Origin of the sequence: Methylorubrum salsuginis, from assembly GCF_900114375.1 — a bacterium.
Taxonomy (GTDB): domain Bacteria; phylum Pseudomonadota; class Alphaproteobacteria; order Rhizobiales; family Beijerinckiaceae; genus Methylobacterium; species Methylobacterium salsuginis.
The window spans coordinates 1-17759 of sequence record NZ_FOSV01000013.1 but is presented as its reverse complement, the minus strand read 5'-3'; the positions used below and the strand labels follow the sequence as shown (position 1 = coordinate 17759).

Annotated in this window: 20 protein-coding genes and 1 tRNA gene; 9 read left to right on the top strand and 12 right to left on the bottom strand. The window is 69.7% G+C overall.

Features of this window, described 5'->3' with window-relative positions:
* Positions 1–294 precede the first annotated feature (294 nt).
* Positions 295–693 carry a hypothetical protein gene (locus BM140_RS15635; protein WP_091948192.1) on the top strand — a complete coding sequence of 133 codons (399 nt, stop codon included), beginning with the start codon at positions 295–297 and terminating at the stop codon, positions 691–693.
* A 13-nt stretch (positions 694–706) separates the two neighbouring features.
* On the opposite strand, the gene BM140_RS15630 is transcribed toward BM140_RS15635, so the two are convergent.
* Complete coding sequence (locus BM140_RS15630) at positions 707–1147, bottom strand: PRC-barrel domain-containing protein (protein ID WP_091948189.1); 441 nt, start codon at positions 1145–1147, stop codon at positions 707–709.
* A gap of 290 nt (positions 1148–1437) precedes the next feature.
* Between BM140_RS15630 and BM140_RS15625 the strand changes: the two genes are divergently transcribed.
* Positions 1438–1803: an SWIB/MDM2 domain-containing protein gene (locus BM140_RS15625; protein ID WP_091948186.1), complete on the top strand. Its 366-nt coding sequence runs from the start codon at positions 1438–1440 to the stop codon at positions 1801–1803.
* A 181-nt stretch (positions 1804–1984) separates the two neighbouring features.
* Here the strand turns inward: BM140_RS15625 and BM140_RS15620 are convergent, their stop codons facing one another.
* Both BM140_RS15620 and BM140_RS15615 read right to left on the bottom strand, forming a co-directional pair.
* Positions 1985–2776: an SDR family NAD(P)-dependent oxidoreductase gene (locus BM140_RS15620; protein WP_091948183.1), complete on the bottom strand. Its 792-nt coding sequence runs from the start codon at positions 2774–2776 to the stop codon at positions 1985–1987.
* A gap of 70 nt (positions 2777–2846) precedes the next feature.
* The gene (locus tag BM140_RS15615; RefSeq protein WP_091948180.1) at positions 2847–4211 is read right to left on the bottom strand and encodes an MFS transporter; all 1365 of its coding nucleotides are present in this window, start codon (positions 4209–4211) and stop codon (positions 2847–2849) included.
* A 98-nt stretch (positions 4212–4309) separates the two neighbouring features.
* Here BM140_RS15615 and BM140_RS15610 point away from each other — a divergent pair, with 98 nt between their 5' ends.
* Together BM140_RS15610 and BM140_RS15605 are read left to right on the top strand one after the other, a co-directional pair.
* Complete coding sequence (locus BM140_RS15610; RefSeq protein WP_091948177.1) at positions 4310–5317, top strand: alpha/beta hydrolase; 1008 nt, start codon at positions 4310–4312, stop codon at positions 5315–5317.
* 15 nt (positions 5318–5332) lie between these two features.
* On the top strand, positions 5333–6199 hold the full coding sequence (locus tag BM140_RS15605; RefSeq protein WP_091948173.1) for an NAD(P)-dependent oxidoreductase: 867 nt from the start codon (positions 5333–5335) through the stop codon (positions 6197–6199).
* 395 nt (positions 6200–6594) lie between these two features.
* Here BM140_RS15605 and BM140_RS15600 read toward each other — a convergent pair whose 3' ends face one another.
* A complete protein-coding gene (locus tag BM140_RS15600; protein ID WP_091948169.1) occupies positions 6595–7302 on the bottom strand; it encodes a glutathione binding-like protein in 708 nt (235 codons plus the stop codon).
* Between the two features lie 181 nt (positions 7303–7483).
* On the opposite strand from BM140_RS15600, the gene BM140_RS15595 reads away from it, so the two are divergent.
* The 3 genes from BM140_RS15595 to BM140_RS15585 all read left to right on the top strand — a co-directional run bounded on the left by BM140_RS15595 (position 7484) and on the right by BM140_RS15585 (position 8166).
* Positions 7484–7675, top strand: a complete 192-nt coding sequence (locus BM140_RS15595) for a hypothetical protein (protein WP_244535451.1) — start codon at positions 7484–7486, stop codon at positions 7673–7675.
* 74 nt (positions 7676–7749) lie between these two features.
* Positions 7750–7826: transfer RNA gene (locus BM140_RS15590), tRNA-Pro, on the top strand.
* Positions 7827–7854: 28 nt separating this feature from the next.
* On the top strand, positions 7855–8166 hold the full coding sequence (locus BM140_RS15585) for an ETC complex I subunit (RefSeq protein ID WP_091948164.1): 312 nt from the start codon (positions 7855–7857) through the stop codon (positions 8164–8166).
* A 94-nt stretch (positions 8167–8260) separates the two neighbouring features.
* Here the strand turns inward: BM140_RS15585 and BM140_RS15580 are convergent, their stop codons facing one another.
* The 6 genes from BM140_RS15580 to rfbC are packed head-to-tail and all read right to left on the bottom strand — an operon-like array spanning position 8261 to position 13298.
* Positions 8261–8722: a nucleoside deaminase gene (locus tag BM140_RS15580; protein WP_091948161.1), complete on the bottom strand. Its 462-nt coding sequence runs from the start codon at positions 8720–8722 to the stop codon at positions 8261–8263.
* A gap of 28 nt (positions 8723–8750) precedes the next feature.
* Positions 8751–9815 carry a spore photoproduct lyase family protein gene (locus tag BM140_RS15575; RefSeq protein ID WP_091948158.1) on the bottom strand — a complete coding sequence of 355 codons (1065 nt, stop codon included), beginning with the start codon at positions 9813–9815 and terminating at the stop codon, positions 8751–8753.
* Positions 9816–9853: 38 nt separating this feature from the next.
* Positions 9854–10744, bottom strand: a complete 891-nt coding sequence (gene rfbA, locus BM140_RS15570) for a glucose-1-phosphate thymidylyltransferase RfbA (RefSeq protein ID WP_091948154.1) — start codon at positions 10742–10744, stop codon at positions 9854–9856.
* Positions 10745–10761: 17 nt separating this feature from the next.
* Positions 10762–11646, bottom strand: a complete 885-nt coding sequence (gene rfbD, locus BM140_RS15565; protein WP_091948151.1) for a dTDP-4-dehydrorhamnose reductase — start codon at positions 11644–11646, stop codon at positions 10762–10764.
* A gap of 9 nt (positions 11647–11655) precedes the next feature.
* Entirely contained in the window at positions 11656–12705 is a 1050-nt protein-coding gene (gene rfbB / locus BM140_RS15560) for a dTDP-glucose 4,6-dehydratase (protein ID WP_091948148.1), read from the bottom strand.
* A gap of 41 nt (positions 12706–12746) precedes the next feature.
* A complete protein-coding gene (gene rfbC / locus BM140_RS15555) occupies positions 12747–13298 on the bottom strand; it encodes a dTDP-4-dehydrorhamnose 3,5-epimerase (RefSeq protein WP_091948145.1) in 552 nt (183 codons plus the stop codon).
* A 193-nt stretch (positions 13299–13491) separates the two neighbouring features.
* Here rfbC and BM140_RS15550 point away from each other — a divergent pair, with 193 nt between their 5' ends.
* On the top strand, positions 13492–13929 hold the full coding sequence (locus tag BM140_RS15550; RefSeq protein ID WP_091948142.1) for a DUF2147 domain-containing protein: 438 nt from the start codon (positions 13492–13494) through the stop codon (positions 13927–13929).
* Between the two features lie 127 nt (positions 13930–14056).
* Here BM140_RS15550 and BM140_RS15545 read toward each other — a convergent pair whose 3' ends face one another.
* Entirely contained in the window at positions 14057–15070 is a 1014-nt protein-coding gene (locus BM140_RS15545; protein ID WP_091948139.1) for a peptidoglycan -binding protein, read from the bottom strand.
* Positions 15070–16059 carry a MotA/TolQ/ExbB proton channel family protein gene (locus tag BM140_RS15540; protein WP_091948136.1) on the bottom strand — a complete coding sequence of 330 codons (990 nt, stop codon included), beginning with the start codon at positions 16057–16059 and terminating at the stop codon, positions 15070–15072. Before BM140_RS15540 ends, BM140_RS15545 begins: the two co-directional genes overlap by 1 nt.
* Before the next feature lie 261 nt (positions 16060–16320).
* Here BM140_RS15540 and BM140_RS15535 point away from each other — a divergent pair, with 261 nt between their 5' ends.
* A complete protein-coding gene (locus BM140_RS15535; protein WP_091948133.1) occupies positions 16321–17673 on the top strand; it encodes a transposase in 1353 nt (450 codons plus the stop codon).
* The last annotated feature ends 86 nt before the right edge of the window (positions 17674–17759 follow it).

Here is a 17759-nt window from a genome sequence, read left to right as displayed (position 1 = left end):
CGCCGCCTGGAATCGTCGTCATGTCGTGAAAGCCGCTGACGGGCCGCGGCCGGTCGGACTGGAGCGCGCGGATGTCGCAGCGATGCCGCGCAACCGCGGCGAAGTTATGGACCGCCCGGGGCGGCCCGGAGAAAGCCGAACCGCGTAGCCGGCACAGGACGAGCGGTGGATCGAGGCCGGGACGCCGTCGTTCCTCGTCTGGTTTTCGCCCCAACCCTGCCTTAGAGCCATGCAGGAGAAGACGTGAGACAAGCGGGGCCGCCGCTGGACGCGGCCGCGACGAGGACGAGACCGATGCCCCTTCCGCCGATTTTCCGGGCCGCGGCCCTGCCGCGATACGCCGCCGCGGCGCTGTTGGCCGCGAGCCTCGGCAGCTGTCAGGCCTTCAGCGGTGGTGCCGGGGTGATGCCGGAGACCGAGATCGGCCCGCCGCCCTCGGCCCGCGGCACCCTTCCGAGCCGCGCCGTCCGGACCTCCCAGGTCGATGACGACGGCGCACCGCTGCCCTCGACCCCCACGCGCCGCCTCGACCTGCCGAAGAACGTGCGCGGCGACGCCCGTGCGGCCGATGCCGGGCCCCGCCGGATCGACCGCGACGAGATCGAGGGCGCCCAGAGCGGTGGCCGCTCCGCCTCGGGCGGCCTGTCTCCGTCGGTGGGCGCCGGCGGCGTCGGGCTCGGCGGCAAGTTCTGACATCGCAGCCGTTTCAGGCGGTCGGGGCCTTGCGACCACCCCAATGGTCGTCGAGCCGGCCGCCGAAATCGGGATCGGAGAACGGGTCCTCGCCGGGCCCGTGCGTCGGCGCGCCCTCCAGGTCGGCGGGATCGATCTCGACCACGTAGCCGCCGAGTTCGACCGAATAGGTCAGGGCGCGCCAGGGCAGCGGGTGGTAGGTCTCGCCGATCCCGAGGAAGCCGCCGAAGGACAGGACGGCGTAGGCGACCTGCCCCGAGACCTTGTCGACCATGAAGTTGCGCACGGTGCCGAGATGGCGCCCGCTGCCGTCATAGACCGGCGTGCCCTCGACCTTGTCCGAGGCGATGAGGCGGGGCGTCTCGTCGATGGCGATGCCCTCGCCGCCTTCGGGGTCGAGTTCCAGGCTTCCGGGTTTCCGTAAGTTGCGCTCGGCGGGCAGGTCCGTCGGCATCCATGTCTCCTCGCTGCTCCCTCGGACGGGGGACCTGCGTTGAATGCGGTGCCGCGGAAGCGGTTCCCCCCGGCAAACGCCTGTGCACGCCGGCCCGCCGAACCGCGCCCCCGGCGGCCCGAGGCTTGCGCAACCTGGCGAAAACCGCTCCTGATCTGTGGATGGGCACTGAAACGGCGCGCTCGCGCTCTTGGAACGGGCGCGGTACCGCTTAGTTGTTGCTCCCTAGCGCCCCGGAACCCCCGGGCTCGTTTCGAAATTGCTGCCGGATCGCAGAACGGAGGGACACCATGGCTACGAAGACGTCGGAGAAGAAGGCCGCCCCGAAGAAGGACGACGCCAAGGACACCGCCAAGCCCGCCAAGGCCGCCGCCCCGAAGAAGGCCGCCACCAAGGCCGATGCCGGCGCCAAGCCCAACGCGCTGCAGCAGCCGCTGAAGCCCTCCGCCGACCTCGCCGCCATCGTCGGCGACAGCCCGCTGCCCCGCGGCGAGGTGGTCAGCAAGGTGTGGGAACACATCAAGAAGCACAACCTTCAGAACCCTGAGAACAAGCGCGAGATTCTGGCCGACGACAAGCTGAAGAAGATCTTCGGCAAGGACAAGTGCTCGATGTTCGAGATGAACAAGCACTTGGCCGCCCATCTGAAGGGCTGATTTTTTCCAAGGATGGTTCCGGCGCGCTCGGCGCGCCGACATTCTCGACCCGGTTCGCTCCCGCGAGCCGGGTTTTGTTTTTTCGATCGCTCCCGTGCGCGCGTATCGGCGGTGCGCAACCCTCGCCCCGCGTGCGGAGGGTGGACCCCGCTGAGCCCGAGGCGATCCGACGGCCGGGCCGTCACGCGATGCCGCGCAGCACTCCGCCATCGACCCTCAGCGCCGCCCCTGTCGTGGCGCTGGCCGCCGGAGTGCAGAGATAGGCAACCATGCTGGCCACCTCCTCCGGCTGCGCGAGGCGCTTGAGGAGCGAGGTCGGGCGGTTCTCGGCGATGAAGGCGCGGCCCTTGGCCTCCAGATCGCCTTCGCCCCCGCCCATCGATTCCAGGAAGTCGGCCACGCCCTCGGTCAGTGTCGGGCCGGGCAGCACGCTGTTGACGGTGACGCCGCTGCCGCCGACCGTTTCGGCCAGCCCGCGGGAGACGGCGAGCTGCGCCGTCTTGGTCATGCCGTAATGGACCATCTCCACGGGGATGTTGATGCCGGACTCGCTGGCGATGAACACGATACGGCCCCAGCCGCGCTCGACCATGCCGGGCCCGTAGGCGCGGGCCAGCCGGATGCCGCTCATCACGTTGACCTCGAAGAACCGGCGCCATTCTCCGTCGGGAATCTCGAAGAAGGGCTTGGGCTCGAAGATGCCGGCGTTGTTGATCAGGATGTCGACCGTCGGCAGCGCCGCCACCAGTTCGGCCGCGCCCTCCTCGGTGCCGACGTCGCCGATGCCGGCGACGAAGCCGGCGCCGGGCACCTCGCCGCGCAACCGCTCGATCGCGGCGTTGACCCGCTCGCCCGTCCGTCCGTTGACCGCCACCGTGGCACCGAGCTGGCCCAGGGCCTTGGCGATGGCGTAGCCGATGCCGCCGGTCGAACCGGTCACGAGGGCGCTGCGCCCTTTCAGGTCGATGTCCATGTGAAGCCGTCCGTCGCATGCGCCCCTGCGGACAACGCGCGAGGTCTCGTCCGGTGCGGCGTCCACCGCATCAGGGCCGCGTCCGGCGCAAGCCGCTAGCGAGCGCGCCGCCGAGTGCCAGGGCGACCGCGCACCACAGCGTCGGGGCGAAGGCGCCGGACGGGCCGCCCGCGCTCAGTCCGAAGGCGACGGCGACGAGCGCCGCGCCGAGCGATTGCCCGACGAGCCGCGCGCTCGATTGCATGCCGCTGGCGCCGCCGCTGCGGTCCCGCGGGGCGCTGGTGATGATGATCTTGTTGTTGGGCGACTGGAACAGGCCGAAGCCGAGGCCGGCGAGGGTGAGCCGCCAGCCGATGTCGAGGGTCGTGGCCTCGCGCGTCAGCAGCGCGAGCGCCGCGATGCCGGAGGCCAGCAGCAGCAGGCCGAGCGCGCCGAGAAGCCCCGGCGGGTAGCGGTCGGCGAGCCGCCCCGAGAGGGGCGCGGCCACCGCGATGGCGAGCGGCCAGGGCGTCATCAGGAAGCCGGTCTGCGCCACCGACAGGCCGAGCCCGTCGTGGAAGTAGAAGGGCAGGGCGACGTAGGCGGTCATCTGCGCGGCGAAGGCGCAGACGGACGAGACCATCGAGAGGGCGAAGGCCGGAACCCGCAGGAGATCGAGCGGCAGCAGCGGCCGGGACAGCCGCAGCTGGCTCCGGACGAAGACCGTGCCGACGACGAACGCCGCCGCGAGGCCGGCGAGTGCGAGCGGGCGCCGGTTCGGATCGCCGAGCCCGTCGAGGCCGACGATCAGCAGGCCGACGGTGAGCGCGTTGAGCCCCGCGCTTGCGAGGTCGAACCGCGCCGCCGAGCGCTGCGTCTGCGGCAGCGTGCGCGCGCCCACCGCGAGCGCCACCAGCCCCACCGGCAGGTTGACGAGGAACAGCCACGGCCAGTCCGCGACCGTGAGCACGGCCGCCGCCAGGGTCGGCCCGGCGGCGGAGGCGATTGCGACCACCAGCGCCACGTTGCCCACGCCCCGCCCGAGCAGGCGGTTCGGATAGATGAAGCGCACGAGCGCGGTGTTGACGCTCATGATTCCGGCGGCCCCGAGCCCCTGGACGATCCGCGCCACGATCAGGCTCGCGAGATCGGGGGCGACCGCGCAGGCGAGGGAAGCGGCGGTGAAGGCCGCGAGCCCCGCGAGATAGATCCGGCGGTAGCCGAGGCTCTCGCCGAGCGTCGCCAGCGGCAGCAGGGCGGCCGTCACGGCGATCTGGTAGGCGTTGACGACGAAGATCGCGTCCGATGCCGGGACCTTCAGGTCGCGCGCAATCACGGGCAGCGCGACGTTGACGATGGCGCCGTCGAGCACCGCCATGGCCATGGCGAGCGCCATCGCCGAGAAGGCGAGACTGCGCTCCCGCTGCGGCAACCCGTCCGTGCCCACGGGCTTCATCGTTGCCCCGTTCGGCAACGAGTCAGGTCCGATGTCCCACCGGGGAGGTGCCGGCGCCTGTCGCGCCCTATCTGTATGCGGCACATCGAGGAGACCCCATGCGATCCCTTCCCGCCCTGGCGCTGCTGGCGCTGGCCCTGACCGCCTCGCCGGCCCCCGCTCAGGAGGGGGCGGATGCGCCGCTCGGCATCGGCCTCGAAGGCTTCGCCTATCCCCATCCGGTGAAGTTCCTGCCGCTCGTGCGCGATCACGAGGCGCAGCGCCTCGCCTATATGGACGTCGCCCCGACCGGGACCGCCAACGGCCGCACCGTCCTGCTGCTGCACGGGCGCAACTTCCCTTCGAGCTACTGGGAGCCGGTGATCCGCGCCCTCACCGAGGGCGGGTACCGGGTCGTCGTCCCGGATCAGCTCGGATTCGGCAAGTCCTCCAAGCCGATCAAGCCGTTCACCTTCGACCGGATGGCCGCCGACACGGTGGCGCTCGCCGATTCTCTGGGACTTCAACGCTTCGACGTCGTCGGCCATTCGATGGGCGGGATGCTGGCGGTGCGGCTGACGCGCAACTATCCGCAGCGGGTCAACGCCCTGGTGCTGGAGGCGCCGATCGGGCTGGAGGATTACCGCTTCACCGTGCCGCCGGTCACCGACGATCTGCTCCTGACCCGCGAGGGCGAGCTGACGGCGGACGCCTACCGCAAGCAGCTGATGACGAGCTATTCGCTGTCGCTGCCGGCCTCGGCGATCGAGCCGTTCGTGCAGATTCGCGAGCGGGTGAAGGGCTCGGGCGAGTATCCGCGCTGGCTGCGCTCGTTCGTGCAATCCTACCAGACCATCTGGGGCCAGCCGGTCGTCCACGAGATTCCGCTGGTCAAGGCGCCGACCCTGTTCGTGATGGGCGCCAACGACCGCAACGCGCCGGGCAAGCCGTTCGCGCCGCCGGAACTGCGCGCCACCATGGGCGACAACACCGGCCACGCGAGGGCGCTGGCCGCGCGGATGCCCAACGCGCGCGCCGAGGTCATCAACAATGTCGGCCACCTCGTCCACATGGAGGCGACCGACATGTTCAACGGGCTGGTGCTCGACTTCCTCGACCGCAACTGAGGAGCCAGGACGGATATGGACGTCGGATTCATTGGGCTCGGCCGCATGGGCCGGGCGATGGCGGCCCGGCTCGTCGCTGCGGGCCACCGCGTCAGGGTATGGAACCGCTCGCCGGAGGCCGCGCGGGCCGTCGAGGGCGCGGAGCCGGTGGGCAGCGCGGCGGACGCGTTCTCGGGCGACGCCGCCATCACCATGCTGGCCGACGATGCGGCGCTTCGCGCGGTGATCGTCGAGGGCGGGTTGCTCGACGGGCCGGCGCGCCCGGCGGTGCATGTCGGCATGTCGACGATCTCGGTGGCGCTCGCCCGGGAACTCGCCGCCATCCATGGCCGGGCGGGCGTGGCCTACGTGTCCGCTCCAGTCTTCGGCCGACCGGACGCGGCGGCCAATGGCGCGCTCAACATCATCGCCGCGGGCGAGGATGGGGCGATCGGACGGGTCCAGCCGCTGTTCGACGCCATGGGCTCGAAGACCTGGCGCTTCGGCGCGGAGCCGGAAAAAGCTAACGCCGTCAAGCTCGCCGGCAACTTCATGCTGGTCTCGGCCATCGAGGCGATGGGCGAGGTGGCGGCCTTCTCGGAAGGCCACGGCATCCCCGGCGCCGACGTGCTGGCGATGCTGACCGGCACCCTGTTCGCCTCGCCGGTCTACAAGAATTACGGCGCGATGATCATGGAGGGCCGCTACGAGCCGCCGGGCTTCACGATGCGGCTGGGCCTCAAGGACGTGCGCCTCGCGCTCGAAGCCGGCGAGGCGGCCGCCGTGCCGATGCCCTTCGCCAGCGTGCTGCGCGACAACCTCCTCGACGCCATCGCCCACGGCGACGGCGACCGGGATTTCGCGGCGCTCGCCACGGTGGCGGCGCGGCGCAGCGGGCGGTGAGGACGGGCGACGCGTGCTGATTGCAATTGCAGGTCACGCGCTCCATATTCGCGGCGAGGGGCCGCAGGCGGCTACCTGCGGCCCCTCTTGTTGAACTACCAGGCGATCCCGAGCGTGATGGTCATGGACCACTCACCGCTCGGGTTTTTTGTGAATGTGATCCGCAGAAGCGGAAACATCAGCACATCGCTCACCCCCTTCCCGTCTGCCTACTCGGGTGACGGCGGTCGGCGAGGCCGCCGTAAGCCCCGTGAGCCGCGGGGCCTTCGTGACGGGAGGGTGTTCGTTCAACGCAATCACGATGCAGCACGCGGCGGGGCGCACAACCTGGTTGCCGGGGTGCCCCGCGCACCGTTTCCCGGTGGTGGTACGCGGGACACAGGCTCGCGCGGCGCCTACCGCTTCGTGTTCGCCGCATCCTGGCCGAACATCACCTTCTTGGCGTCCTCGCTCATCGGCTGGCCGTAATTCGGGTTGGCCTCCTTGGCCCGGGCGTAGGCCGCCTTCGTCGCCGGGCGCTCGGCGATGGCCTCGAACCAGCGCTTCAGATGCGGATGGTCGTCGAGGCTCTGGCCCTGCTTCTCCCACGGCACGATCCACGGATAGGCCGCCATGTCGGCGATGGTGTAGTCCTCGCCCGCCACAAAGGCGCGGTCGGCCAGCCGCCGGTCGAGCACGCCGTAGAGCCGGTTGGTCTCCTTGACGTAGCGGTCGATGGCATAAGGGATCTTCTCGGGGGCATATTGCGAGAAGTGATGGTTCTGGCCGAGCATCGGCCCGAGGCCGCCCATCTGCCAGAACAGCCATTGCAGGGTCTCGGCCCGGCCGCGCAGGTCGCCGGGCAGGAAGCGGCCGGTCTTCTCGGCGAGGTAGAGCAGGATCGCGCCCGACTCGAACAGCGAGACCGGAGCGCCGCCATCGGCCGGCGCGTGATCGACGATGGCCGGCATGCGGTTGTTCGGGGCGATTCTGAGGAAGGCCGGCTCGAACTGCGCGCCCTTGCCGATATCGACCGGATGGATCCGGTAGGGCAGGCCGGTCTCTTCGAGAAACAGCGTCACCTTGTGGCCGTTCGGGGTCGGCCAGTAATGCAGGTCGATCATGGATGTGCCTCGTATCTCGGCGGCGTTCGGTGGCGGCGAGGTGGGAACCGCTTCGCGTCCGGTCAAGCTCGTCCGATCCCGCGACTTGTCCGCATTCGGGCAAGGAAGGCTTCACGGCGGTCGTGCTGTCTGGGCCGGTCAGGGCACAGGGGGCAGCATGATCTCGGCCGCATCCACGAGCATGGCGGGCCTCGGAGCCGCCTTCCAGCGCCTCGACGGCGCCGCCGCCCGCGTCGCCGCGCCTCGGGCCGCCTCCGATCCGACCGCGGCCGTGGTGGACGCGGTCCAGGCGAAGGTCGAGGTCGGCTTGAACGCTGCCGTGCTGAAGTCGACGCTGGACGCGGAGAAGCGGGTTCTCGACATTCTGGTGTGATCGGCGGGCCGCGTGACGGCTTTGCTTGCCCGGAACGGGCCGAGGCGGTATCTCCATCGGGCCCGTCAGGGTGTCGGGGTGTAGCGCAGTCTGGTAGCGCATCTGCTTTGGGAGCAGAGGGTCGTAGGTTCGAATCCTATCGCCCCGACCATGCCCTTCCCGGAGACGTACACCGTCCGATGTCGAGCGCCCGCATCTACCGCCCCGCCAAGGACCCCTCGCAGTCCGGGCTCGCGCGCACCAAGCAATGGCTCCTGGAGTTCGATCAGGCCGCCCCGCGCGAGACCGATCCGCTGATGGGATGGACCGGTTCGTCGGACATGCTGCAGCAGGTGCGGCTCGAATTCGACAGCGCCGAGGAGGCGGTGGCCTACGCCCAGTCCCAGGGCATCGCCTACCGGGTCGAGGAGGCCAAGCCCCCGGTCCTGCGCAAGGGGTTGTCCTACTCGGATAATTTCAAGTTCAACCGCACCGCGCCCTGGACCCACTGACAGCCGGACGCGGCGAGAGCATCGTCCCGAGAGGTGGGAACCGGCTTTCGGGGGAAAAAAGCCGATTCTCTAGACAGGGCGGCCTCAGCCGCCCTTACGTCTTGCGCCGCTCCGACCACTCGCGGAAGACGTTCGGCTCGCCGTCGAGCTTCAGGTGGGACACCCGCATTGGCTGCTCCTCGGCCGGGCGGCACAGTTCGGCGTAGATGCCGGCGCTCAGAAGCCCCTCGGCCTCCGCTTCCTCGGCGGTGAAGGCGTAGTAGCCGCGCTCGACGCCTGCGAGCCGCATCGCCGCGTGGCACATCGGGCAGGGCTGGCCGCTGGCGTAGACGATGCAGCCGTCGAGCTTCGGTTTACCGAGCTTGCGGCTCGCCGCGCGGAGCGCGGCCATCTCGGCGTGGTCGGTCGGATCGTGGCTGACATGGATGCCGTTGGCGGCCCGCGCCACCACCTCGCCCCCGCGCACGATGACGGCACCGTAGGGCCGCCCGCCCTCCGCCACGTTCGCCCGCGCGATCTCGACCGCCTCGCGCAGGTAGGTCTCGTGTTCGCTCATTCCCGATCCCTCGCCGAATCTCCGCGCCTCAGAAGGCGTAGCGTACCGTGCAATACGGCAGCCTCTCGGCGAGCAACGCGCGGAAGCGCGTGAGCCACCGTCCCTTCCAGCCGGCGCGGTAGCGCAGATTGTCGCCCCCGCCCTCGGAGCGCTTGGCCTCCTGGATGTCGGGGCGCCACAGCAGCGCCTCGGCCTTGGGGTGCCAGCCGAGATTGACCGTGTGCAGACCCGCATGGTGGGTCAGCAGGATGATCTCGCATTTGAGCTGAGCCTTCGCGGCCTCGGAGAGCCGGTCGTCGATCTCGGCGAAGAGTTCGGCCCAATCCGCCTCCCAGCCCTCGTAGAGGATGACCGGCGAGAAATTGACGTGGACCTCGTAGCCGGCCGCTAGAAAGTCGTCGATGGCGGCGATCCGCTCCGGCATCGGCGCGGTGCGGACATCGACGATCCTGGCGATCTTGGCCGGCATCAGCGAGAAACGGATGCGGGTGCGCCCCTGCGGGTCGTAATCGAGCAGGTCGCGGTTGACCCATTTGGTGGCGAACGAGGCCTTGGCGTTCGGCAGGCCGCGGAACAGGGCGACGAGGTCGCGAACGTTGTCGCAGACCATGGCATCGACCGAGAGGTCGCCGTTCTCGCCGAGATCGTAGACCCAGGCCGCCGCATCCACCTGATCGGGTGCGGGTAAGGGCCCCTGCTTGGCGGCGTGCCGGGTGATCGCCGCGCTCACCGCCTCGACGTTCACGAACAGCGAGATCGGATTGGAAAAGCCCTTGCGCCGCGGCACGTAGCAATAGGCGCAGGCCATGGCGCAGCCGTTCGAGGTCGAGGGCGCGATGAAATGCGCCGAGCGCCCGTTGGGGCGCATGGCGAGCCCCTTCTTGACGCCGAGCACCAGCGTCGAGCGCTTGATCCGCACCCAGTCCTCCACCGACCCTTCGTTGCCGTGCAGCGACGGAATGTTCCAGTGCGAGGGGACTTCGATGCGCTCCGCCTCTGGGAAGCGCGCTAGGATCTCCCGGCCGCGCGGATAATCCGCGACGGCCGGTTCGAGGAAGATGCGGTCGATGTCGAGGAGCGCGGGGCCGGCCATCGCCCCGATATGGCGCGCCGGCTGCCGAAGGAACCGCGTCAGAACGCCTGATCGGCCCTGCGACCCTCGCGGGCGAGCCGCAGCAGGTTCTGGCCGTAATGCGTCTTGGCGAACAGCTCGCCCCGGGCCTGGAGCTGCTCCTTGCCGATGAAGCCCTGGAGATAGGCGATCTCTTCGAGGCAGGCGACCTGAAGGCCCTGGCGGTGCTGAAGCACGCGCACGAACTCGCCCGCTTCGAGAAGGTTGTCGTGCGTGCCGGTGTCGAGCCATGCGTAGCCGCGGCTCATCCGCTCCACGTGGAGCTGGCCGCGCTCCAGATAGGCCTGGTTGACGCTGGTGATCTCGAGCTCGCCGCGTTCGGAGGGCTTCACCTCGGCGGCGATGTCGAGCACCTGATTGTCGTAGAAGTACAGGCCGGTCACCGCCCAGGGGCTCTCGGGAGTCTTGGGCTTCTCCACGAGGCGCAGCGGGCGGCCCTCGTCGTCGAGGGTGACGACGCCGTAGGCCTCCGGCTGATCGACATGGTAGGCGAACACCGTCGCGCCGGATTTGCGGGCGCGCGCCTTGCCGAGCAGGGCGCTCATGCCGTTGCCGAAGAACAGGTTGTCGCCGAGCACCAGCGCCACCTCGTCGGTGCCGACGAAGTCGCGGCCGATGATGAAGGCCTGGGCCAGCCCCTCCGGCCGCGGCTGGACCGCGTAGGAGAAGGTCACGCCGAACTGCTCGCCGGTGCCGAGAAGGCGCTGGTAGTTGCCGAGGTGCTCGGGGCTCGAGATGATCAGGATCTCGCGGATGCCGGCGAGCATCAGCACCGAGATCGGGTAGTAGATCATCGGCTTGTCGTAGACCGGCAGCAGCTGCTTGTTGATCGCCAGCGTGGCCGGGTGGAGTCGGGTGCCGGAGCCGCCGGCGAGCACGATGCCCTTCATCGAAATAGCCCTATGGTTCAGTGCGCCGGCCCGACCAGACGGTCGAGGATGTCGTCGAGCGCCTCGCCCCAGGGGCGCGGCGCGATGCCGTAGGCATCGGTCAGGCTCTGCGTCGAGAGCCGCGAATTGGCCGGGCGCCGGGCCGGCGTCGGGTAGGCGGCGGTGGGGATACCCTCGACCGGAATCGAGCGCCCGCCGCGCTTGGCCGCCCCCTCCACGATGGCGCGGGCGAAGCCGCACCACGTGGTGGCGCCGTCGTTGACGAAGTGGAAGGTGCCGGACGGCGCCGCCTCGTCCTGCGCGAGGCGCAGGGCGATGGTGGCGAGCGCCGCCGCGAGGTCGGCGGCGGAGGTCGGGCAGCCGTGCTGGTCGTCCACCACCGTCAGCTTGTCGCGCTCGGCGGCGAGCCGCAGCATCGTCTTGACGAAGTTGCCCCGGTGCGGGCTGACCACCCAGGCGGTGCGCACGATCGCGTGGCGCGGGTTGCCGGTACGCACTGCCATCTCGCCCGCGGCCTTGCTGGCGCCGTAGACGCTCGTCGGGTTCACGGGGGCGTCGGGCGCGTAGAAGCCCTCGCCCGTGCCCTCGAACACGTAATCGGTCGAGACGTGGACGAGCGGGATGCCCCGCCGCTTGGTTTCCGCCGCGAGGATCGCGGGCGCCAGCGCGTTGAGGCGCCATGCGGCGGCCACCTCGCTCTCGGCCTTGTCGACGGCGGTGTAGGCCGCCGGCACGATCACCGCCGCGTAGGCGCGGGCGTCGAGGGCAGCGACGACCGCCGCCTCGTCGGTTATGTCTAGGCTCTGGCGGTCGGGGGCGTGAACCCGCACGCCTTCGGGCCAGGGATAGGCCTGCAACTCGGTGCCGACCTGCCCGGCGCCGCCGAGGATGAGGATGTCCATCGCGTCGGCCTACTTCGCGAGGCCGAGGCGCTCGCCGGAATAGCGGCCCTCGCGGATCGGGCGCCACCACGATTCGTTGTCGAGATACCATTGCACGGTCTCGACCAGCGCCTCCTCGAACACCTTGGTCGGCGTCCAGCCGACTTCGCGCTCGGCCTTGGTCGGGTCGATGGCGTAGCGCCGGTCATGGCCGGGGCGGTCGGCCACGAACGTGATCAGCCGCTCGTGCGGGCCGTGCTCGGGCCGCACCCGGTCGAAGGCGGCGCAGAGCGCCTTCACCACGGCGAGGTTGTTGCGCACCGAGCGTCCGCCGAGCAGGTAGGTCTCGCCCAGCCGCCCCCGCTCCAGCACCGCGACGAGGCCGCGGGCGTGATCCTCGACATGGATCCAGTCGCGCTCGTTCATGCCGTCGCCGTAGACCGGCAGGTTCTTGCCGTCGAGCGCGGCCAGGATCATCAGCGGGATCAGCTTTTCCGGGAAGTGGCGCGGCCCGTAATTGTTCGAGCAGTTCGTCACCAGCACCGGCAGGCCGTAGGTCTCGTGCCACGCCCGGGCGAGGTGGTCGGAGGCCGCCTTCGAGGCCGAGTAGGGCGAGCGCGGATCGTAGCGGCTCTCTTCCGTGAAGAACCCGTCGGGGGGCAGCGAGCCATAGACCTCGTCGGTCGAGACGTGAAGGAAGCGAAAATTCCGCTTCGCCTCGCCCTCCAGGCTCTCCCAGTGAGTGCGCGCGCCGTCGAGCATCACCTGGGTGCCGATGACGTTGGTGCGCACGAACGCGCCCGGATCGGTGATCGAGCGATCGACGTGGCTCTCGGCGGCCAGATGCATCACGGCATCGGGCTTGAAGTCGGCATAGAGGGCGTGGACGCGGGCCGGATCGCAGATGTCGGCCTGCTCCAGGCGATGGCGCGGATCGCCCTTCAGCGGCTCCAGCGAGATCGGGTTGGCCGCATAGGTCAGCGCGTCGAGGGTCAGCACCTCGTGGCCGAGGTCCTGCACGAGGTGCAGCACCAGCGCGGAGCCGATGAAGCCGCAGCCGCCGGTCACCAGAATGCGCATCGCGAAAAGTCTCCGTCGAATTCGTCAGGGGGCGGGGGCGTTCAGAACACGCGCCCGAGATCGGCCAGCAGCGGCGCCGCCTTGTCCTTGCCCGAAAGGATCGCCTCGGCCTCGGTCACCGGCCAGTCGATGCCGATCGCCGGGTCGTTCCAGCGCAGGTTGCGGTCGTTCTCGGGGCTGTAATAGGCGTCGACCTTGTAGGCCACCATCGTGTTCGGCTCGAGGGTGCAGAATCCGTGGGCGAAGCCGGCGGGCACGAACAATTGCTCGCCGCCTTCCGCGTCGAGGCGTACGGCGACGTATCGGCCGTATGTCGGCGAATCGGAGCGGATGTCGACGGCGACATCGAGGATCGCGCCGGCGAGCACGCGGATCAGCTTGGCCTGCGTCGCGGGGGCGGTCTGGAAGTGCAGGCCGCGCACGGTGCCCTTGGGCGCCGAAAAGGACTGGTTGTCCTGGATGAAGGTGTTGGCGATGCCGGCGCGGGCCAGCACGTCGGCCCGGAAGGTTTCCGAGAACCAACCGCGGTCGTCGCCGTGGCGCTTCGGGATCACCCGCTTGACCGCCGGGATCTCCGTGTCGATCACCTGCATCCGTCTTGTCCCCCACCGCACGGCCGGCCCGCATCGCGGGCGATTGAGGCCGCTTGAGACGGTCCAAGGCGGCGAAGTCAAGGCGAGCGGCTCGAAAATCGCACGGTGCAGCGGGGCTTGCGCGCGGATCACGGCGGCCATACCGCTGCCGCCCCGGCCGCCGCCCGCGGCCCCGTCAGGAGTTCCGATCCGCATGGTCGCGCACGCCTCATCCCGCCGCCGCGCCTTCCGCCTCGCGCTGACCGCGACGCTGCTCGGCATCGCGAGCGGTCCCGCCCTCGCCCAGAAGGGGGGCGATCTCTCCGGCGTGTGGCAGACCGAGACGGCGGGCTCGACCGTCCGCATCGCTCGCTGCGGCGCCGGCTATTGCGGCACCATCGCGGCGACCCCCGGTCCGGGCCTCGACAGCCAGAACCCGGACGCCTCCCTGCGCTCGCGAAAACTCGTCGGCGTGCAGATCATGCAGGCCGGCACGCCGAGCGGCGAGGGGTTCGAGGGCAGCCTCTACAACCCGAAGGACGGCAAGACCTATTCGGGCAGCCTGACGCCGAAGGGGCCCGACACCGTCGAGGTCGCGGGCTGCGTGCTCAGCGTCATCTGCAAGCGCCAGACCTGGCGGCGGATGCGCTAAGTTCTTGTGATGCATCAGTTTTTCCGAAGGCCGGGGACCACCTTTCGGGACGATGCTCTCCGTTATTGGGCCGCATCGTCTTTCTCCGAAAGCCGGAAACCACCTTTCGGGACGATGCGCTCAGCGATCACCGCTCCGTCAGCTTCATCTCGATGCGGCGGTTGCGGGAATAGGCCTCCTCGCTCGTGCCGGAATCGAGCGGCTGGAACTCGCCGAAGGCGCCCGCCAACAGGCGCTGCGGCGGGATACCCTTGGTGCGCAGGTACTGCACCACCGCGATGGCGCGGGCTGCCGAGAGCGCCCAGTTCGAAGGGAATTGCGGCGACTGGATCGGCCGCGCGTCGGTATGGCCGTCGACCCGCAGCACCCAGGGGATGTCGGCCGGAATCTCCTTCGAGATGTCGAGGATGGCGCCGGCGATCCGGTCGATCTCCGGCCCGGCCTCGGGCTTGAGCGCGGCCGAGCCCGCCGCGAACAGCACCTCGGATTGCAGCACGAAGCGGTCGCCGACGATGCGGATGTCCGAGCGCGAGCCGATGATCTGGCGTAGCCGCCCGAAGAAGTCGGAGCGGTACCGGGCGAGTTCCTGAACCCTTTGCGCCAGCGCCACGTTGAGGCGGCTGCCGAGTTCGGCGATGCGGGCCTGGCTCTCGCGGTCGCGCGATTCGGAGGCTGCGAGCGCGTCCTCCAGCGCGGCGAGCTGGCGGCGCAGCGCCCGGATCTGCTCGTTGAGCAATTCCACCTGATTCTGCGCGCGGGCCGTGGCGCCGCGCTCGGCGGCGAGCTGGGCGTCCACATCGCCGGTCTTGCCCTGGGCCGCGGTCGCGGCATCCGCCAGCGCCTGGAGCCGGTCGCGCTCGGCCTCCGTTGCGGTCAGCGTGTTGCGCATGCCGGCCACCGCCTCTTCCTGGGCGCGGCGGTTCGAGCGCTCCAGCGCCAAGAGGTCGGTGAGGTCGGCGATCTGGCGGTTGAGGCGGTTCAATACCGCGTCGCGCCCGGTCAGCTCCTGTGACAGGAAGAACTGCCCGACCACGAAGACGGTGAGCAGGAACACCACAGCAAGCAGGAGCGTGGCCAGGGCATCGACGTAGCCCGGCCAGACGTTGAGACCGCGATGCGCGCGGACGCGCCGGGATGCCATTATTGGGCCTTTTCCCGAGCCGCGAGCCGGTCGAGCACCTGCTTCAGCTCGCGCTCGCGGGCGGCCTGGGCCTCGACCCAGTCGCGGATCATCTGCTGCTCGGCGCGCATGTGCTGGACGAGGCCCTGGATGCCCTCGGCGAGATTGGTCATCGCCTGGGTCGCGGCCCGCCCGCCGCCGCCCTCGGCGATGACGCCGCTCAGGCGCTCGACCGCCGCCTGGAGCTCGCGGGCCACCGCCGGATCGTGCTCGGGCGCGGGCCGCGCGGCCGAGACCGGCGCCTGCTCCTCGCCGGAGATCAGCCAATCCTCCAGCTCGTTGTGGAAGCGCGCTTGCGCCTGCCCCGCCTGGAGATCGAGGAAGCCGATCACCAGCGAGGAGGCGAGGCCGAACAGCGAGGCCGAGAAGGCCAGACCGATGCCGGACAGCGGCACCGCGAGCCCGCTCTTCAGCTCGTCGAACATCACCGCGGCATCGCCCCCGCCGCGCATCCCGCCTATCACCGAGCCGACCGCCGACAGCGTCTCGATCAGGCCCCAGAACGTGCCGAGCAGGCCGAGCAGAATGAGGATGCCGGCGCTGTAGCGCAGGATCTCGCGGCCCTCGTCGAGGCGCGCCGCGGTGGTGTCGAGGAGCGCGCGGGTGCCCGTCAGCGTCACGCCCTCGCGGCGCGCTTCGAGCGCCGGCACCAGGGGGGCCAGCAGCACCGGCTTGTCCCTGGGCTTCTCGCCGGCGGCGAGCGCGTTGACGTAGCGCGTCTCGCGAAACAGCCGCGTCACCTGCCCGAAGGCGAGCAGCACCGCGATCAGCAGCACGCCGAGGATCAGCCCGTTGAGGCCGGGATTAGCGAGAAACGCCGGGGTGATCTGCCGGTACAGGACGAAGGCGAGGAAGCCGACCAGCACGAGGAAGACCAGCATCCGGACGATGGTCATGCCGGGCTTGGCGAGCGGCGGGCTGTCTGGGGAAGACGCGGGACGGGCCGCCATCGGGTCCAAGCTCGTGTTTGCGGCCGCGCCGGGAGAAGGGCACCGCGCGGGGGATCGGCGGCGGCACTCTGGCGGCTTGGCCGTGCGCGATCAAGTCACGCGGCGATCGCGGCTTTGGAGCGTCGTGAGGGGCTCGGATCGCGATCCAATCGGCTTGACCGTGCGAGGGGCTGCTCACGACCGATTTTGTTGAAAAACTCGGCTGTTGCAGCGGCATTTGCGAGGTGATTCACTGCCTTTGTGAGGCGGGGATCGACGCAGATGATGGGACCTCGGCAAGTCGAGCAAGGTGCTCTGTTCTACGAGTTCTCGCTCGACACCCACGTTCCCGCCGAGCATCTACTGCGCTCCATCGACCGCTTCGTCGATCTCACCGGCCTGCGCCAGGAGCTGGCCCCGTTCTACGCCTCGACGGGCCGCCCCTCGGTCGATCCCGAGTTGATGATCCGCATGCTGATCATCGGCTACTGCCTCGGCATCCGCTCCGAGCGCCGGCTCTGCGACGAGGTCCACCTCAACCTCGCCTATCGCTGGTTCTGCCGGCTCGGTCTCGATGGCCGGGTGCCGGATCATTCCACCTTCTCCAAGAACCGCCATGGCCGCTTCCGCGACAGTGACCTCTTGCGCCGCCTGTTCGAGACCGTGCTGGCCCGCTGCATCGCCGAGGGCCTCGTGGGTGGCGAAGGCTTTGCCGTCGACGGCAGCCTGATCAGGGCCGACGCCAATCGGCAGAAGGGGGTCGAAAGCTCTGCTGGCTTGCCGCCCGAGGCCGTGAGCCGCGCCGCTCGGGAGTACCTCGCCGTCCTCGACGAGGCCGCCTTCGGGGCCGCAACGCCGGTGCCGCCCAAGTTCATCTCGCCCGCCGATCCGGCCGCGCGCTGGACCGGAGCGCACGGCGGTCAGGCGTTCTTCGCCTACACGGCCAACTATTTGATCGACCTCGACCATGCGATCATCGTCGACGTCGAAGCGACCACGGCCATCCGGCAAGCCGAGGTCACTGCGGCCAAGCGCATGATCGAGCGTTCGCGCGAGCGCTTCGACCTCTATCCGGCCAAGCTGGCGGGCGACAGCGGTTACGGTTCGGCCGAGATGCTGGGCTGGCTCGTCTACGAGCAGGGTATCGAGCCGCACATCAGCGTGTTCGACAAATCGACCCGCACCGACGGCACCTTCTCACGCGCCGACTTCACCTACGACCAGCCGGACGACGTCTATCGCTGCCCGGCGGGCCGGGTGCTGACCACGACCGGCACCCGGGTCAACGACGGGGCGACGCTGCTGTACCGCGCGAGCAAGTTCGACTGCACGCCATGCCCGTTAAAAGCGCGGTGCTGCCCGAACGAGCCGAGGCGCAAGGTCCCGCGCTCGATCTACGAGGGCGCACGGGACATGGCCCGCGACATCGCACGCTCCGAGGAAGGCAAAACCTCACGGCGCGAGCGCAAGAAGGTCGAGATGCTGTTTGCCCACCTCAAGCGCATCCTGAAGCTCGACCGCCTCCGGCTACGAGGGCCAAACGGAGCGAAGGACGAGTTCCACCTCGCAGCCGCAGCCCAGAACCTGAGGAAGCTCGCAAAGATCATCCCGGTCCCGCAGCCGAGCCCGGCTTGACCGGCCGGGCACACACCGGTCCAACGGCAAAAGCCCATCCCGTCCGACGGTGAGCGTGGGGGCCACCGAGTTTTTCGACGGAATCG

Coding starts and splice junctions, on each gene's coding strand:
- BM140_RS15575 (WP_091948158.1), bottom strand. CDS start 9,815: ATGGCCGGCCCCGCGCTCCTCGACATCGACCGCATCTTCCTCGAACCG.
- rfbA (WP_091948154.1), bottom strand. CDS start 10,744: ATGAAGGGCATCGTGCTCGCCGGCGGCTCCGGCACCCGACTCCACCCG.
- BM140_RS15540 (WP_091948136.1), bottom strand. CDS start 16,059: ATGGCGGCCCGTCCCGCGTCTTCCCCAGACAGCCCGCCGCTCGCCAAG.
- BM140_RS15580 (WP_091948161.1), bottom strand. CDS start 8,722: ATGAGCGAACACGAGACCTACCTGCGCGAGGCGGTCGAGATCGCGCGG.
- BM140_RS15585 (WP_091948164.1), top strand. CDS start 7,855: ATGTCGAGCGCCCGCATCTACCGCCCCGCCAAGGACCCCTCGCAGTCC.
- BM140_RS15595 (WP_244535451.1), top strand. CDS start 7,484: ATGGCGGGCCTCGGAGCCGCCTTCCAGCGCCTCGACGGCGCCGCCGCC.
- BM140_RS15550 (WP_091948142.1), top strand. CDS start 13,492: ATGGTCGCGCACGCCTCATCCCGCCGCCGCGCCTTCCGCCTCGCGCTG.
- BM140_RS15535 (WP_091948133.1), top strand. CDS start 16,321: ATGATGGGACCTCGGCAAGTCGAGCAAGGTGCTCTGTTCTACGAGTTC.
- BM140_RS15630 (WP_091948189.1), bottom strand. CDS start 1,147: ATGCCGACGGACCTGCCCGCCGAGCGCAACTTACGGAAACCCGGAAGC.
- BM140_RS15610 (WP_091948177.1), top strand. CDS start 4,310: ATGCGATCCCTTCCCGCCCTGGCGCTGCTGGCGCTGGCCCTGACCGCC.
- BM140_RS15620 (WP_091948183.1), bottom strand. CDS start 2,776: ATGGACATCGACCTGAAAGGGCGCAGCGCCCTCGTGACCGGTTCGACC.
- rfbD (WP_091948151.1), bottom strand. CDS start 11,646: ATGGACATCCTCATCCTCGGCGGCGCCGGGCAGGTCGGCACCGAGTTG.
- BM140_RS15635 (WP_091948192.1), top strand. CDS start 295: ATGCCCCTTCCGCCGATTTTCCGGGCCGCGGCCCTGCCGCGATACGCC.
- BM140_RS15625 (WP_091948186.1), top strand. CDS start 1,438: ATGGCTACGAAGACGTCGGAGAAGAAGGCCGCCCCGAAGAAGGACGAC.
- rfbB (WP_091948148.1), bottom strand. CDS start 12,705: ATGCGCATTCTGGTGACCGGCGGCTGCGGCTTCATCGGCTCCGCGCTG.
- rfbC (WP_091948145.1), bottom strand. CDS start 13,298: ATGCAGGTGATCGACACGGAGATCCCGGCGGTCAAGCGGGTGATCCCG.
- BM140_RS15600 (WP_091948169.1), bottom strand. CDS start 7,302: ATGATCGACCTGCATTACTGGCCGACCCCGAACGGCCACAAGGTGACG.
- BM140_RS15605 (WP_091948173.1), top strand. CDS start 5,333: ATGGACGTCGGATTCATTGGGCTCGGCCGCATGGGCCGGGCGATGGCG.
- BM140_RS15615 (WP_091948180.1), bottom strand. CDS start 4,211: ATGAAGCCCGTGGGCACGGACGGGTTGCCGCAGCGGGAGCGCAGTCTC.
- BM140_RS15545 (WP_091948139.1), bottom strand. CDS start 15,070: ATGGCATCCCGGCGCGTCCGCGCGCATCGCGGTCTCAACGTCTGGCCG.